Origin of the sequence: Geomonas propionica, assembly GCF_016458235.1 — a bacterium.
GTDB classification, from domain to species: Bacteria; Desulfobacterota; Desulfuromonadia; order Geobacterales; family Geobacteraceae; genus Geomonas; species Geomonas propionica.
In genome coordinates this window covers 24,464-40,336 of sequence record NZ_JAEMHK010000006.1, presented here as the reverse complement: position 1 = coordinate 40,336, position 15,873 = coordinate 24,464, and the positions used below count along the sequence as shown (strand labels likewise).

Sequence of the window (15,873 nt, the reverse complement as noted above, 5' to 3'; positions counted from 1 at the left end):
GGACATGATCGACACAATCTTCCACGTGGTGCTGGTGCTCGCCATGCCCCCGCTGTTACTGGGGGTGATCGGCAAGACCAAGGCGGCCTTCGCCGGGCGGGTCGGCGCCCCGTTCCTGCAGCCCTACTACGACCTGGCAAGGCTCATGAAAAAGGGGATCGTCCTCTCCGACAGCACCACCTGGATCTTCCGCGCCGGGCCGGTGGTGACCCTCGCCGCCACCCTGTTCGCGGCGCTCCTGGTGCCGCTGGGCAAACACCCAGCGCCGGTCTCCTTCGAGGGGGACATGATCCTGTTCGCCTACCTCTTCGCCCTGGGGCGTTTCTTCACCACCACCGCGGCGCTCGACACCGCCTCCAGCTTCGAGGGGATGGGGGCGGCCCGCGAGGTGAGCTTCTCCTGCCTGGCCGAGCCGACCCTCTTCTTCGCCTTGATCACTCTGACCCGGCTCTCCGGCACCATGAGCCTGACGCCGATGCTGCACCACGTGACGCTCCCGGTCTGGATGGCAACCGGTGCCTCGCTGATCCTGCTCTTGGCGGGGCTCTTCGTGGTGCTCCTCGCGGAGAACTGCCGCATCCCGTTCGACGACCCCAACACCCACCTGGAACTCACCATGATCCACGAGGTGATGGTGCTGGACCATAGCGGCCCCTATTTCAGCTGCGTCCTCTACGGCGCCGCGCTGAAGCTCTATCTTCTGGGCGCGCTCTTCGTGAACATCGCCCTGCCGTTTGCCTCGGGGAACGCCTACCTGGACTGGGTGGTGTTCGCGGCGGGGATGCTGCTTCTCGCCGTCGCCATCGGGGTGGTGGAGTCAGTGATGGCGCGCCTGAGGCTGATCCGCGTGCCGCAACTCCTGGTCGCGGCCTTGATCCTGACCGCATTCTCCCTGGTTCTGGTTGTGAGGTGACCACATGAATTCCTTGGCCGACCAGTTGCTGGTTCTCTGTCTTTTGATCAACTTCGCCGTCCTTGGCACCAGCCGGCTCGCCTTCTCGGTGCGCTGCGTGGCGGTGCAGGGGGTACTGCTCGGGACGCTCCCGGCGCTGGTGCATCCTTTCTCCTGGCACGTCAGCTTCATCGTAGTGAGCATCATCCTGGTCAAGGGGGGGCTGATCCCGGTGCTGATCATCCGGGCCATCAAGAAAGCGGAGATCGAGCGCGAGTTCTCCCCCTTCATCGGCTACATCCCGTCGCTGGTGCTGGGGGCGCTCTTCACCTCGCTGGCCTTCATCTTCGCCGCCAGGCTCCCGCTCGCCCCGGAGCACGAGGGGCTCCTGATCGTCCCGGCCGCGGCCGCCACCCTCATGAGCGGCTTCCTGGTGCTCATGGGGAGACGCAAGGCGATCTCGCAGGTGCTCGGTTATCTGCTCATGGAGAACGGCATCTTCCTGTTCGGCCTCCTTTTGGCCGACGCCATGCCTGTCATGGTGGAGGCGGGGGCGCTCCTCGACCTCCTGGTCGGCATCTTCGTGATGGGGATCGTCATCAACCACATCAGCCGCGAGTTCTCGAGCATCGACACCTCGAGACTTTCCGCGCTGAGGGAGGATTAGCGACATGATGTGGGCCCTGGTACTGCTTCCGCTTCTTGGCGCCGCGCTCTCCTGGCTCGTCCCGGACAACCGCCGGCGCGTCTGGGTGCTTCCCGTTTTCTCCCTGGCGCACCTGGCCGTGAGTGCGGCGCTCCTGGTGCACACGCCACCCCCTTCCCCGGCGGGATGGATATGGCTCGACCCCCTGGGCAAGCTCGTGCTCATGGCCAACAGCGTGCTTTTCACCATCTGCTCCCTCTACGCGGTCGGCTACCTGAGCTACCGCTTGAAGCGCCCCAACCGGGTCCTGTGCGCCTCGCTGCTGGTCTGTCTCTCCGCTACCTCGCTGGTGGTGATCTCGCAGCACCTGGGGCTTTTGTGGATCGCCCTGGAGGCCACCACCCTGACCATGGCGCCGCTTATCTACTTCAACCACAACGCCCGCTCCATCGAGGCGACTTGGAAGTACCTCCTGATCTGCTCGGTCGGCATCGCCATCGCCCTTTTGGGGCTCTTCTTCCTGGCTTACTCCACCATTGTGGCCCAGCAGGAGGTGAGCCTCCTCCTTCCGGCCCTGATCCGGGACGCGGCCGCGCTGCACCCGGGGTGGCGCCATGCCGCCTTCATCTTCCTCCTGGTCGGCTTCGGCTCCAAGATGGGGCTCGCCCCCTTGCACACCTGGAAGCCGGACGCCTACGGCGAGGCGCCGGGGCTTGTGGGCGCTCTTCTCGCCGGCGGCTTGGTGAACTGCGCCCTGCTGGCGCTGCTGCGCGTCTACCAGGTGGCGGCCGCCTCGACCGAAGGCCCGCTCTTCCAGCAGGTGCTCCTCACCATGGGATTGGTCTCCATGGCCTTCGCCGCCGTCTTCATGGCGCGCCAGAGCGACTTCAAGAGGATGCTCGCCTATTCCAGCGTCGAGCACGTCGGCATCATTGCCGTGGCGCTCGGCCTGGGCAAGGGCGCACTCTTTGCCGGGCTCTTGCACATGATCAACAACTCCCTCACCAAGGGGGTGCTCTTTCTCTCCTGCGGCAACATCCACCGCGCCTACAACTCCAAGAGCACCCAGTTCGTGCGCGGCGCCCTCCGGCGCACCCCCTGGTCGGCGGCGCTCTTTCTGGCAGCCTTCCTCGCCATCACCGGTTCGCCCCCCTTCGCCCCCTTTGTCAGCGAGTTTCTCATCGTCTCCTCCGCCTTCGGGCAGGGGAACCACTGGACCGGCGGCCTCTTCCTCCTCTTCCTGGCGCTGATCTTCATCGGCATGGCCTCCACCGTGCTACCGGTGGTCCTGGGCGAGGTGCCGCCTGACCTGGAGCGGACCCGGTACCGCGATGCCGTCCCGACCGTGTTGCCCCCGCTGGCGCTCATGGGGCTCGTGCTGGTGCTGGGGCTGTGGATCCCGACGCCGCTGCAGGAACTCCTGCACGAGGCGGCGCGGCTTTTGGGAGGTGAGGCATGAGCCCGGCCCTGGTCTTCACCCAGAACGGCGGCGTCTTGTCGCGCCACGAGATCCCGCGCCACGCGCCCGAGCGCTTCGCCCAGTCTCTACTCTCCGCCCTCGCCGGCGGCTGGCGCGTGGTCTCCTACTTCGGCATGCAGGAGGAGGAGGGGGTGTGCCTGTTCTGCCTCCTTTCCTTCAAGACCCACGCTTCCATCGGCGTCATGAGCACCCTGATCACCGGCAAGAGCTTCTACTCGCTGGTAGCTGACGCGCCGCAGCTGCACCTTTTCGAGCGCGAGATCGCCGAGCAGTTCTACTTGAACCTGGAGGGGCATCCCTGGCCCAAGCCGGTCCGCTTCGCGCCGGCCTTCGGATCCCTCCCCGGTGACATTCCCGCCCCCCCGCCCATCATCGGCGTCATGGATTTCTACCGGGTGGAAGGGGAGGAGGTGCACGAGGTGGCGGTGGGGCCGGTGCACGCCGGCATCATCGAGCCTGGACATTTCCGCTTCCAGTGCTTCGGCGAAGAGGTGATGCACCTGGAAATCTCGCTCGGCTACCAGCACCGGGGCGTCGAGCGGATGATGCTGGGACGCCCGGACGAGCGCAAACGCAAGCTGATGGAGACCGTGGCGGGTGACACCAGCATCGGCCACGGCACAGCCTACGCCATGATCGTCGAGGCGCTCTCCGAGACGCGGGTGCCGGCCCGGGCCCAGGCGGTGCGCGGCATCGCCCTCGAGCTGGAGCGGTTGGCGAACCACACCGGCGACCTGGGCGCCATCGCAGGCGACGTCGGTTACCTACCCACCGCCTCCTTCTGCGGCAGGATCCGCGGCGACTTCCTCAACATGACCGCGGGGATCTGCGGCAGCCGTTTCGGCCGCGACCTGGTTCTGCCGGGCGGGGTGCGCTTCGACCTGGACGGTGCCGGGGCGCGGCAGCTGTCCGACCGGATCAAGGTGGCCCGCGACGAGGTGAGTAACGCCGTCGATCTCCTCTGGGACGCGCCGTCCGTGCTGGCAAGGCTGGAGGGGACCGGGGTGGTGAGTGAGCAGACCGCCATCGATCTCGGGCTGGTGGGACCCGCCGCCCGCGCCAGCGGCCTGAACCGCGACATCCGCCGCGATCACCCCTTCGGCATCTACAGCATGAGCCAGATCCCGGTGGAGACCGCGAAGAGCGGCGACGTCTACGCACGGACCCTGGTGCGCTGGCTGGAGATCGAGAAGTCACTCGACTTCATCGAGGAACAGCTTTCCCAGCTTCCCGGGGTCGCCGTGGCCAACCCGGTGCGCGAGGTGGCGGGGGACCAACTCGCTGTGGCGCTCACCGAAGGGTGGCGCGGCGAGATCTGCCACGTGGCGGTGACCGACGCCAAGGGGGATTTCCAGCGCTACAAGGTGACCGACCCCTCCTTCCACAACTGGACCGGTCTCGCGCTGGCGCTCCGTGGCGGGCAGATCTCGGACTTCCCGCTGTGCAACAAGAGCTTCAACCTTTCCTACTGCGGGTTCGACCTGTAGGGGATCGACAGGAGTCGCATCATGATCAAGGCCATCCTCGCCCGCATCAAGCAGGGGCACCGCACCATGGCGTACCCGAAGGAGCCGCTGCCGTTGCCGGAGCGCTTCCGCGGCTACCCTGAGCTGAAAAGCTCTCTCTGCCCTCCCGACTGCCGTCTCTGCGCCGACGCCTGCCCGGTGGGGGCGGTGGGGTGTAAAGACGGGCTCGCCGTGGACCTGGGCAAGTGCCTGTTCTGCGCCGAGTGCGCCGACGCCTGCCCGAGTGGCGCCATCTCCTACGGCAACGACCCGCGCCTCGCCGTGAACCGTCGCGAGGACCTGGTGGTGCGGGATGGGGAGGAGCGCAGGCTGGCCCAGGCGCTCGATAAAAAGATGCTGGCCCTGTTCGGCCGCTCGCTTAAATTCCGCTCCGTGGTTGCCGGCGGTTGCAATGCCTGCGAGGCCGACAGCAACGTCCTCTCCACCATCGGCTGGGACATGGGGCGCTTCGGGCTGCAGTTCGTCGCCAGCCCGCGCCACGCCGACGCCCTCTGGGTCACCGGCCCGGTCACCGAGAACATGCGCGAGGCGCTGCTGCAGACCTACCAGGCCATCCCCGCCCCGAAGCTCGTGGTGGCCTGCGGCGCCTGCGCCATCAACGGCGGCCCCTTCATCGGCTCCCCCGCGGCCAACGACGGGGTGGACGGCCTGTTGCCGGTCGACCTCTACATTCCGGGATGCCCGCCCCACCCGGTCACCATCCTCGACGGACTGTTGCGCCTTTTGAACCGCATGGGGTGATGGCGCCAGAGATTATTCCGTTTTTTGCTGACAATGCGGCGGCTTTGGGTTATTCAAAAACTGTCCCAGTTCTCAGCCTGGAGCCGTCCCACAACGGCCGGCTCCGACTGCCATGAGCGGCCCATGAAAAATACCCAAGAACAGAGCCGGGAGCGGCATTCATCCCCGGGCAGTTCCCGCATCATCAGGGTAAGCCTTGCCGCCTTTCTGCTCGGCATGATCGTCAGCGGAACCACGGTCGGGCTCTACGAGGAGAATCGCGAGCAGATCCGCCGCCAGGCTGCCGCCGACCTCACCGCCCAGGTCGCCTACGGCATCCGGGACAACCTCAATCGTGCCCTTTCCTCCACCTATGCCCTCGCGGCGCTGATCCGGCAGGACAACGGCGTCATCAAGAATTTCCCCCAGCTTGCCCGGGAGATGCTGCAGCTCTATCCGGGCATCAGCGCGCTCCAGTTAGCCCCCAGCGGCATCATCACCGAGGTCGTCCCTTTGCAAGGGAACGAAAAGGCGATCGGGCACAACCTCCTGGCGGACAACCGGCGCAATAAAGAAGCGCTCCTTGCTGTGCGCACCAGGTCGCTGACCCTGGCCGGCCCCTTCGAGTTGATCCAGGGAGGGGGTAAGGCGGTAATCGGCCGGCTCCCTGTATTCCTGAAGGACGCAGGGGGGCGGGAAAGGTTCTGGGGCTTCACCACCGCACTGCTGCGCCTGGATCAATTCCTGGGCAATGCCCAGCTGTCGCTTTTGGGCAAGGAGTACAACTACCAGATCTCCCGTACTCACCCCGACACCGGGAAAACCGATGTCTTCTGGTCGGTGGGGGGACCGCTGCGGCAGCCCGTCAGCCAGAAGCTGGAGGTTCCCAACGGGGTATGGACCGTTTCCGTTGAGCCGGTACACGGCTGGCACATCACCGGCTTTATGGTGGTGGAAATCCTGCTGGTCCTCTTTCTGAGCTCGCTCTGCTCCCTGGTGGCGTGGTGGTTCATGTGCCAGCCGCAGCTGTTGCAGCGCATGGTCGACGAGAAGACGCGCGAGCTGTCTGAGTCCAACGCCATGCTGCAAAACGAGGTAATCGAGCGCAAACACGCCGAGGAGGCGCTCAAGGCCTCCGAGATCAAGCTCCGCTCCATCTTCACTTCCCTGACCGACGTCATCCTGGTCTTGGACCGGGAAGGGCGCTACCTGGAAATCGCCCCGACTAGCACCGACAGGCTGTACCGTCCCCCGATGGAATTGCTGGGGCAGCGTATCAAGGACGTCTTCCCGAAGGAACAGGCTGACCTTTTCCTCAAGACCATTGAGAATGCCCTGGACCGCGGCGAGACCATGTCCATTGACTACGCGCTCGACTGCAACGGGACGGAAGTCTGGTTCACCGGCAACGTCGCCCCCTTGGACGGGGATCGAGTTATCTGGTCCGCGCGCGACATAACGCTCAGGAAACGCTCGGAGGAAGAGCGGCTGAAGCTGGAAAAGCAGATGCTGCACACCCAGAAACTGGAGAGCCTCGGGGTTCTGGCCGGGGGCATCGCCCACGACTTCAACAACATTCTCACCGCCATCGTCGGCAATGCCGATCTCGCCTTGATGAGGCTCAACCCGGAGTCCCCCGCGCAGGAAAACCTGCGTCGCATCGAGGTGGCGGCATCGAGGGCCGCCGACCTGGCGCGCCAGATGTTGGCGTACTCCGGCAAAGGGCACTTCGTCACCGAGGAACTGGACCTGAACACCCTGGTGGAGGAGATGGGCCAGATGCTGAGCGTTTCGGTCGCCAAGAAAGCCCAGCTCAACTACCGGCTGTCCCGTCCCCTGCCGTCCATCACCGCCGACGCCACGCAGATCAGGCAGGTGGTGATGAACCTGGTGATCAACGCCTCCGAGGCGATCGGCGACGACAGTGGCATCATCACCATCACCACTGGCCAGATGGAGTGCAACGAGGGGGACTGCAACACGGGGTGGCTCTCGGATCCACTTCCGCCCGGGATCTACGTCTACATCGAGGTTTCGGATACCGGCTGCGGCATGGATCGGGAAACCATGGCGAAGATCTTCGATCCCTTCTTCACCACCAAATTCACCGGGCGCGGGCTCGGGATGGCGGCGGTGCTCGGCATCGTCCGCGGCCATATGGGCGCCATCCGGGTCTACAGCGAGCCCGGGCGGGGGAGCACCTTCAAGGTCGTGCTGTCCGCCGGCACCGCGACGGGCGAGTCGCCGCACATGGCGTGCGCGCCGGAGCAATCCTGGAGGGGGAGTGGTACCGTCCTGCTTGTCGACGACGAAGCTACCATCAGGGATCTCGGCAGTGAGATGCTCGGGGAACTGGGGTTCGAGGTGGTGACGGCCGCAGACGGGCGGGAAGGGGTGGAGATCTTCCGCAACCGCCGCGACATCGTGCTGGTGCTGCTCGACCTGACCATGCCGCAGATGGATGGGGAGCAGTGCTTCAGGGAGCTGCGCAGGATCGACCCGCAGATCAAGGTGGTGATGTCCAGCGGGTTCAGCGAGCATGAGGTCTCCCGCAAGTTCCTGGGCAAGGGGATCTCCGCTTTCGTGCAAAAGCCGTACAAGCTCTCGGCACTACGCGAGGTACTCTCCGCGCTGGACTGGGGGAACTCCAGCCAGTTACGTTAATCCTCTTGTCAACGCTCGGTTGTTTGAGTAGTATCCGGGCTTTGCCAAAATCTACCTGGAGCGAGGCCTGCCATGAAGCCTTCATTCTGCCGACACCTTTTGCGTATCATTCCCCTGTTGCTGGTTCTTGTCATTGCCGGCTGCGGCGAGATCGACTGGTTTCCGCAGTACGTGAGGGAACCTACCACACCGGATCAGTTTTCCTTTGAACCCGCCACCGGCCAAGACAAGGGTGTGCCGGTCACCTCGAAGGAAATCGAGGTTACCGGCCTGACTGCGGCTACCAGTCCTATCAAAGTCAGCGGGGCCACCGGCAGCACCTACAGCATCAACGGCGGGACCGCCACGAGCAGCGATGGCACGGTGGCAAACGGCGACAAGGTGACGGTGAGCCACAAGACCGCGAGTACCCTGGGAACTTCGACCACGACTACGCTCACCATAGGCAACGTGAGTGCCGACTTCGTCAGCACCACAAAAAGCTTTGAGCTGTCTGCGTTCTCACAGCCTGAGCAGATCGGCGGCTTCATGATCAGCTATACCGACGTCACCACACCCGTGGGCGTGACACAAATGCATCTGGTCAGCATTAAGGATACTGTTAACTTAGGCACCGCCGCCTACCAAGCCACTGTTCTTAAGAGCTTGGATCTGACTCAGTTCACCAATGTAAAACAGTCTCTACCCCTCTCCAATGGGGAGAGAATCTTCGTGCGCAATACCCTCGCCAATGCTTCCGCTACCACCACCCTGACCATTGACGGCGTGGACACTGTGGTAAAGCTGACGCTACCGGCCCCCTAGCTGCCGGACGAAAAGGACGAAATTTAATCGCTTGCATTGTAAAAGCCAAGCTGCTAAGGTGTCCAAGTTCCGGAATGAACCGGACGAATTAAACCGCAGAAAGCATGGAGAAGGTAAAAGTAAATGGTTAACGGAACTGTAAAATGGTTTAACGACAGCAAGGGGTTTGGTTTCATCGAGCAGGAGAATGGCGACGACGTGTTCGTTCACTTCTCCGCCATCACCGGCGACGGGTTCAAATCCCTGGCTGAAGGCGATAGCGTGACCTTCGAAGTAGTCAAGGGCCCCAAAGGCCTGCAGGCTGCCAACGTGTCCCGCAGCTAAGAAGTTTTCCTTAGCGTAGTAAATGAAAGTCCCGGAGTGATCCGGGACTTTTTTTTTGCCCCCACCCCGACCGTTCCATCTCACGTCCCGCCGCGCTGGATCAGGCGCCATCGTTGACAACATCTCCCCCTGTGATATCCATTATTGGTCAAAATTAATCTTACCGGGAGGCTCTTTCATGAAGATCACCAGGAGGACCAGGGTTTGCTGCGTGGCAGTCATCGTGGCCGGGGTCGCGGTAGTCGGGCACGTGGTCGCGAAAGACCGGGGCCTGACATCCTATCACCAGGGCGTGACCCAAGCAGAGCACTAGACACACCACTGGGGACGCGGCCCCCCGCAGCACGGACCACATCATCGGTGCCCGGAGTCACCTCCGGGTACCGGCTGTCAGGCACAGAGGTGATCGGACGTCATGGAAGATACCAGGATACTGATGGTGGTGCGCGAACCGGAGGCGAGGTCGGCCTACGAGCGGATCCTGGACCGGATCGGGGTCAGCTACCACACCGCCGGCGACTTCAATGAGGTGCTGCGCATGACCGTGGCGTCCGCCTACAACGGACTGCTGGTCGACATACTGACCCTGGTGCGCTGCTCCAAGGAAGAAAAGAACATCGCCTACGACTGCATCAACTTCTACCCGACCTTGCGCATCAAGTGGGACTCCAGACAGCAGAGCATCACGCTGGGCCCACAGGAAGATTCCTCCGCCGCGGCCGACACCGACGCCGCGCTCACCCGCTTCATCCAGGACCGCTGCGGCACCTTCTCCGCCCGGTGCCTCAGGCGCTTCGCCAGGAAAGACAGCTATCTGAGCCTGCTCCTTTCCGCCCGCGACGGCCTGCCCGGCGCCGTAGTGGTCAAGACCTTCACCGTCAACATCTCCCAGGGAGGTGCCTTCGTGCACACCACCCACCCCTTTGCCAGGGCCGAACGCGTCTGGCTCAGCTTTCCCGAATTGGCCGGTGAGGCCTCGATCGAAGCGGGCGTCTGTTGGAACATCCCGTGGGGAGGGTGCCGCAGCATACCCGGGGTCGGTGTGATGTTCGACCAGGGTCTGTCGCCGCGTCAGGTCGAATGGCTGAAGCAGGTCGCCCCCAGCTAAACCCGTCCCCCGCAACGTGGTGCCGGCATTTGGCGCTAAAGAATCCGCTACGGATGCCGACTAATCAGCTAAGGATTAGAACGCTCCCCGGGATCGTGCGGCCTGCGCCGTCCCCCGGCACCACGGGAAACTAGATGATCAATCGGCTCCGCGACCTCTCCATCCGACGAAAACTTATTGCCATGCTGCTTTTCACCAACGCCGTCGTGCTGGCGCTGGTCTCGGCGGCGTTCGTGGTGAACGAGGTAAACCGTTTCCGCAGCGAGATGCAGACCGAGCTTACGGCGCTCGCTGAGATCATCGGCAACAACAGTTCCGCGGCGGTAGCCTTCAACGACCGACAGGCCGCCGGGGAAACCCTCGCCGCCCTGCGCGCCAAGCCCTACCTCCGCACCGCTCTCATCGTGCTGCAGGACAATACGGTCCTAGTCCGATACCTGGCGCCCGGGAGGCCGGCACATCCGCTCCCCTTCGTCGTGGTCGACGGTGACCGGATCAGCATCGACCAGAACCGCTTGCGCACCACCCTGCAGCATTCCCTTTCCCCCTTGGCCATAGGCGAGGACATCTACGGCGTGCATCGCATCCTTTTGGACGGTCAGCAGATCGGCACCGTCGTGCTGCAGTCCGATCCCCGCGAGTTCACCGACCGGCTGGCGCGCTTCTTCCTCCTGGTTACCGGGGTGATGCTGAGCGCGCTGCTCCTGGTGTACTTCCTCGCTACGCGACTGCAGCGCCTGATCTCGGCCCCCATCACGCACCTGGCGCAGGTGATTAAGGCGGTCTCGGCGGAGAAGAGCTACTCGATGCGGGCGACCAAGCAGGGCAACGACGAACTGGGGACGCTGATCGAGGGGTTCAACGAGATGCTGGGCCAGATCCAGCGGCGCGACCAGCAACTGGAGGCGCAGCGTCAGGAGCTCGAGGGGGAGGTGCAGCGTCGCACCGCGCAGCTCTCGGCGGCCAACCGGGAACTGAACCAGACCGTCGCCGAACTGCTGGTCTCCAAGGAGGCGGCCGAGGCCGCGAGCCTTGCCAAGTCCCAGTTCCTGGCCAACATGAGCCACGAGATCCGGACCCCGATGAACGGGGTGCTCGGGATGACCCGGGTGCTCTTGGAAAGCGGGCTTGGCGGCGAGCAGCGCCGTTTCGCCGAAGCGGTGCGCAATTCCGGCGAGTCCCTGTTGTCGATCATCAACGACATCCTTGACTTCTCCAAGATAGAGGCGGGGCGCATGGAACTGGAACCCGCCCCCTTCGACCTGCACGACATCCTGGGCGGTGTGCTGGAGATGTTCGCCGCGGTGGCGCAGCGCAAGGGAGTGGGGATTTCTCTGCAACTCGACCCGGACCTGCCGTGCTACGTGGTGGGCGACCCGGTGCGCTTGCGCCAGATCCTGGTGAACCTGCTGGGCAACGCGGTCAAATTTACCAGCCGCGGTGAGGTGCGCCTGACGGCGCTCCCCCTGGCGGAACAGGGGGAGGGATGGCTTCGTTTCGAGGTGGCGGACACCGGAATCGGTATCCGGCCCGAGGCGCAGGCGCATATCTTCGAGAGCTTCTCCCAGGCGGACTACTCGACCACCAGGACCTTCGGCGGCACCGGTCTGGGGTTGGCCATTTCCCGGCAACTGGCGCAGTTGATGGAAGGAGAGTTGGGTCTTGCCAGCGAGTACGGCGTCGGCTCCACTTTCTGGTTCAGCGTCAGGCTGGAGGTGCTCAAGGAAGTCCCGGAATGCCTGGCGCAGCAGTCGGCCCCGCTGCAAGGCTGGACGAAGCCCAGCTTCGACGCCCTCATCCTTGTGGCGGAGGACAACCCGGTGAACCAGGACGTGGTGCGGCATATGTTGGGGCAACTCGACTGTCGGGTGGAGATCGTCGACAATGGCGAGCTCGCCGTCGCTGCCATAAAGGAAGGGAAGTACCACCTGGTCTTCATGGACTGCCAGATGCCGCACATGGACGGGTACGCAGCCACCCGCGCCATCAGGGCCCGGGAAGAAAACGAAGGGGGACGGCACCTGCCGGTGGTCGCCCTCACGGCCAACGCCCTCTCCGGCGACCGCGAACTCTGTCTCGCCGCCGGGATGGACGACTACCTCAGCAAGCCCTTTGACTGCCGGCAGTTGGCCGAGGTGCTGCTGCGCTGGATACCCGAATGTGCCACGACCCGCCCCGACAGTAGCACCGTGTCTCCCCCCGCTACCAACGCCCGGGAGGCAGGTGCGCAGGGGTTGCCGGACCCGGAACGGTCGCGGTTGAAGGGGCATTCGCCAGAGGGGGACGTTCCGGTGTTTGACCGCGAGGGACTGGTGCAGCGGATGGGAGATGCGGAGTACGTCGAGATGTTCGTGGGGAAGTATCTGGACAGCACGGACAAGTTGATGATTCTTTTGCGGCAGGCGGTGGAGGCGGAGGATTATCCCGAGGTGCGCCTGCAGGCCCACAGCATCAAGGGGGCCGCCGCCAGTATCGGGGCAGAGGTGATGCGCGCCGTGGCGCTGCAGATGGAGCAGTCGGCGCAAAAGGAACAGGAGCGCTCGGCGCTGACGGAACAGTTCGGGGCGCTGGAGCGGGCCTTGGAGGATTTCCGCCGTGTCGCCGCCCCGGTTTAGATCACGACCCCCAGGGGGCTCACCTCCTCCTTGAGCACCACCCCCAGTTTCATCTGCACTTCCTTCCGCACCAGGCGGGCCAGTTGCACCATGTCCGCAGCCGTGGCCGCTCCCGTGTTGACCAGGTAGTTGGCATGTCGGTGGCTCACCGCCGCTCCCCCCACCCGCAGGTTGCGCAGTCCCGCCTGATCGATGAGCCATCCCGCAGGTATGCGGCATTCCCGGCAGCGCACCCCCTGGTCTTCCTCGAACCTGTCAATCAGATCCGCATCGTCTACCTTCGGGTTCATGAAGAAGGACCCGGCGCTTTTGTCGCAGGAAAGCTGCTTCGCCTCACGTTTAGCCAGCGTTTGCGCCACCTTGGCGGCGATCTGGTCCGGATCCCCGGGGACGAGCGCCAGCAGCGCGCCTACCACCACAAGCCCCGGATCGCGCTTGAAACGGCAGTCCCGGTAGCCGAAAGCGCACTCGTCGCGGCGCAGCGTTACTGTCTGCAGGGTGACGGTGTCGAGTACGGAGACCGTCGCCAGCACGTCACCGATGGCGCCGCCGTAGGCCCCGGCGTTGCCCCGCACCGCGCCGCCCACGGTCCCGGGGATGCCGGCCAGCGACTCCAGCCCGGAGAGCCCCCACGCGACCGTGCGGTGGACCAGGGTGGTGAGGTCAAAGCCCGCCTGGACCTGGACCATGCCGCCGGACCGGGTGACCCGGTGCATCAAGAGCCGTATGGCCACGCCGGGGAAGCCGTCGTCGCTGATCAGGAGGTTGCTTCCCCCACCCAGGATGCAGAAGGGGAGCTGCATCTTTTGAGCGAAACGCAGCGCCTCCTGGAGTTCGCGCAGGCTGCGCGCGCCGACCAGGAAGCGAGCCGGTCCCCCGATCCGGAAGGAGGTAAAGGGGGCCAGCGGTACGTTCTCTTCAATGTTGAGACGGGAATCGGCGTGCAGGTTGGCATTTGGCATAGCGAATATAATACACGAGTTGGTTGGAAAGCCAATGCAGCGGTGGGGACGCCGCATGGTCGAGTGTTGGGGGGGGGCGCGTTGGGGGAAGGGGACAGGCTCCGCCAGGTGCCTGTCCCCCTTTTGCTGGGGAAGCCCCGTGGGGAAGGGGACCGGCACCTGGCGGAGCCAGTCCCCTGGTCGGTTACAGTCTGAACTTCTGCACCATCTCCTGCATCTCGCCGGAAAGGGACGAGAGCCGCTCCGAAGCTGCGGAGATCTCCTGCGATCCCCGGGCGCTTTGCTGCACGGTGCCCGAGATCTGGTGGATGTTGTTGGTGATCTCCTGGGTGGTGGCGGTCTGCTCCTCGGCCGCGGTCACGATCTGGTTGATCTGGCCGGTCACCTTGTTGATCTGGGCCAGGATGTCCTCCAGTGCCTCGCCGGAGCGGGCCGCCTCACCGGTGCCGCGGGTCACTTCCTCGACCCCTTCTTCCATGGCGCGCACCGCGAGCTTGGTCTCCTGCTGGATGTTCTTGATCATGGTGCCGATTTCGCGGGTCGCCCTGGTGGTGCGCTCGGCCAGGGCACGGACCTCGTCCGCGACCACGGCGAAGCCGCGCCCCTGCTCCCCGGCGCGCGCCGCCTCGATGGCTGCGTTCAGCGCCAACAGGTTGGTCTGGTCGGCGATGTCCTCGATAGTGGCCACGATCTCCCCGATCTGGTCGCTGCGGGTCCCCAACTGCTCGACGACGCTGGCGGAATTGCGCACGTGGTCGGCAATCCTGTTCATGCCCTGAACGGTTTCTTTGACGATGGCGGCACCACTTTGCGCCGAACTGCTGGCTTGCCCTGAGCTGCCGGCAGCCAGGTGGCAGTTCCGGGAAATGTCGTTGCTGGTGCAGGTCATCTCCTCGCTGGCGACCGCTACCGTCTCGGCCTGGTTCACCACGGCGCCGGCGTCGTCAGCCATGCAGCGCGCGTTGGCGTTCAACTCCCCGGCCGCGGCGGCAACGTCCAGTGCGCTGCGGTTCACCTTTTCCATCACCTCGCGCAGTCCCTCGACCATGCGCCGCATCGCCTCGTAGATACCGGTCCTCCCGGTCTCCAACCGCACGGTAAGGTCTCCCGCCGCCACCTGCTGTGCGATCTCCTCCAACTCTTCCGGTTCGGTGCCGATGTGGGCGATCAGCCTGCGCACTACCAGTACCGCCGCGAGGCAGATGGCTGCCAGGATCACCGCGGTGAGCGCTATCACCAGGTACACGTTCTTGAGGATCAACTGCTTGTTGGCGTCGGCGGCCTTCTGCACCTGGGCATCCAGGTCATCCACGTAGGAACCGGTACCGATGACCCAGTCGAAGGGGGCGAAGTAGAGGGAGTAGCCGCGCTTGGTGACCGGGGTGTCGCTCCCGGGCCGCGGGAAGTGGTAGTCGGTGAAACCGCCGCCCGACTCCTTCCCATTCTTGATGATCTCCCGGATCAGGTATTTCCCCTTGGCGTCCTGGAGGTTCATGCGGTTCTTACCTTCGGCCGGTTTCCCCAGCAGGACCACATTGGTACCATCGGAGGTGTCGGCCCAGAAGTAGCCGTCTTTGCCGAACTTGAGCCCGCGGAGCAGGTCGGCACCCTGCTTCTTCGCCTCATCAATGGTGATCTCGCCTTTTTGCTGCCGGTCGCTGATCTCCTGCAGCAGGCTGGCCGCGGTCTGTACCTCGGCTTTGGCCAACAGGTCGGAGTTGGCATAGAGGGATTCGCGGTAGGACTCGTTGAACCTTGTGGTGAGGTCATAGAACTGCTTACCGACTGTCAGACCGGTGGGGGCTCCCAGGACACAGCAGCTCACCAGCACCAACAGGAGAATCTTCACTTGAAAGGACAACCTGTTTTTTGGTTTCATGTATTTTCCCTCATCCAAAGGCGTCGTCGCCTTGCTCATTCCTTCACCGTTCCGTATCGGCGCATTCATCGATAAATTGAGGAGTTTTTGCCTGCATGACCGCACGTTGTTGCCGCAGTGTCATTGGTGGAGGACGGTTAAGAGAGCGCGCTCCGAGAAGAAAAGGCTCAAGTCGAGCCCAACCGTGGCGATAAAGGTGACAGCGTTGACATGGAAGGGATGCCAGGGCACAGAAGTGCGCAGTCCGGGCTAG

General features: G+C 64.1%; 13 protein-coding genes. 11 read left to right on the top strand and 2 right to left on the bottom strand.

All coding sequences use genetic code 11. The features are described from left to right. Positions 1 to 4: 4 nt before the first annotated feature. The 11 genes from JFN90_RS09380 to JFN90_RS09335 all read left to right on the top strand — a co-directional run bounded on the left by JFN90_RS09380 (position 5) and on the right by JFN90_RS09335 (position 12,779). Positions 5 to 913, top strand: a complete 909-nt coding sequence (locus JFN90_RS09380; RefSeq protein ID WP_199394857.1) for a respiratory chain complex I subunit 1 family protein — start codon at positions 5 to 7, stop codon at positions 911 to 913. 4 nt (positions 914 to 917) lie between these two features. Next, the gene (locus tag JFN90_RS09375) at positions 918 to 1,559 is read left to right on the top strand and encodes a hydrogenase (RefSeq protein ID WP_199394856.1); all 642 of its coding nucleotides are present in this window, start codon (positions 918 to 920) and stop codon (positions 1,557 to 1,559) included. Between the two features lie 4 nt (positions 1,560 to 1,563). Continuing rightward, a complete protein-coding gene (locus JFN90_RS09370) occupies positions 1,564 to 2,997 on the top strand; it encodes a proton-conducting transporter transmembrane domain-containing protein (RefSeq protein ID WP_199394855.1) in 1,434 nt (477 codons plus the stop codon). Further along, a complete protein-coding gene (locus JFN90_RS09365) occupies positions 2,994 to 4,505 on the top strand; it encodes a hydrogenase large subunit (protein ID WP_199394854.1) in 1,512 nt (503 codons plus the stop codon). Before JFN90_RS09370 ends, JFN90_RS09365 begins: the two co-directional genes overlap by 4 nt. 21 nt (positions 4,506 to 4,526) lie before the next feature. Then, entirely contained in the window at positions 4,527 to 5,285 is a 759-nt protein-coding gene (locus JFN90_RS09360) for an NADH-quinone oxidoreductase subunit B family protein (RefSeq protein WP_199394853.1), read from the top strand. A gap of 123 nt (positions 5,286 to 5,408) precedes the next feature. Continuing rightward, positions 5,409 to 7,928 (top strand): response regulator, encoded by a 2,520-nt coding sequence (locus JFN90_RS09355; protein WP_199394852.1) that lies wholly within the window; start codon positions 5,409 to 5,411, stop codon positions 7,926 to 7,928. Positions 7,929 to 8,000: 72 nt separating this feature from the next. Next, positions 8,001 to 8,732, top strand: coding sequence for a hypothetical protein (locus JFN90_RS09350; RefSeq protein ID WP_199394851.1), 732 nt, complete (start codon positions 8,001 to 8,003; stop codon positions 8,730 to 8,732). Positions 8,733 to 8,855: 123 nt separating this feature from the next. Continuing rightward, complete coding sequence (locus JFN90_RS09345; RefSeq protein WP_199394850.1) at positions 8,856 to 9,056, top strand: cold-shock protein; 201 nt, start codon at positions 8,856 to 8,858, stop codon at positions 9,054 to 9,056. A gap of 178 nt (positions 9,057 to 9,234) precedes the next feature. After that, a complete protein-coding gene (locus tag JFN90_RS22400; RefSeq protein WP_268898649.1) occupies positions 9,235 to 9,369 on the top strand; it encodes a hypothetical protein in 135 nt (44 codons plus the stop codon). Positions 9,370 to 9,471: 102 nt separating this feature from the next. Then, the gene (locus tag JFN90_RS09340; protein WP_199394849.1) at positions 9,472 to 10,164 is read left to right on the top strand and encodes a PilZ domain-containing protein; all 693 of its coding nucleotides are present in this window, start codon (positions 9,472 to 9,474) and stop codon (positions 10,162 to 10,164) included. A 134-nt stretch (positions 10,165 to 10,298) separates the two neighbouring features. Continuing rightward, positions 10,299 to 12,779, top strand: a complete 2,481-nt coding sequence (locus JFN90_RS09335; protein WP_199394848.1) for an ATP-binding protein — start codon at positions 10,299 to 10,301, stop codon at positions 12,777 to 12,779. Here the strand turns inward: JFN90_RS09335 and murB are convergent. Both murB and JFN90_RS09325 read right to left on the bottom strand, forming a co-directional pair. Further along, complete coding sequence (gene murB / locus JFN90_RS09330) at positions 12,776 to 13,741, bottom strand: UDP-N-acetylmuramate dehydrogenase (protein ID WP_199394847.1); 966 nt, start codon at positions 13,739 to 13,741, stop codon at positions 12,776 to 12,778. The genes JFN90_RS09335 and murB overlap by 4 nt on opposite strands. Positions 13,742 to 13,925: 184 nt before the next feature. Then, positions 13,926 to 15,620, bottom strand: a complete 1,695-nt coding sequence (locus tag JFN90_RS09325; protein WP_199394846.1) for a methyl-accepting chemotaxis protein — start codon at positions 15,618 to 15,620, stop codon at positions 13,926 to 13,928. Positions 15,621 to 15,873 lie beyond the last annotated feature (253 nt).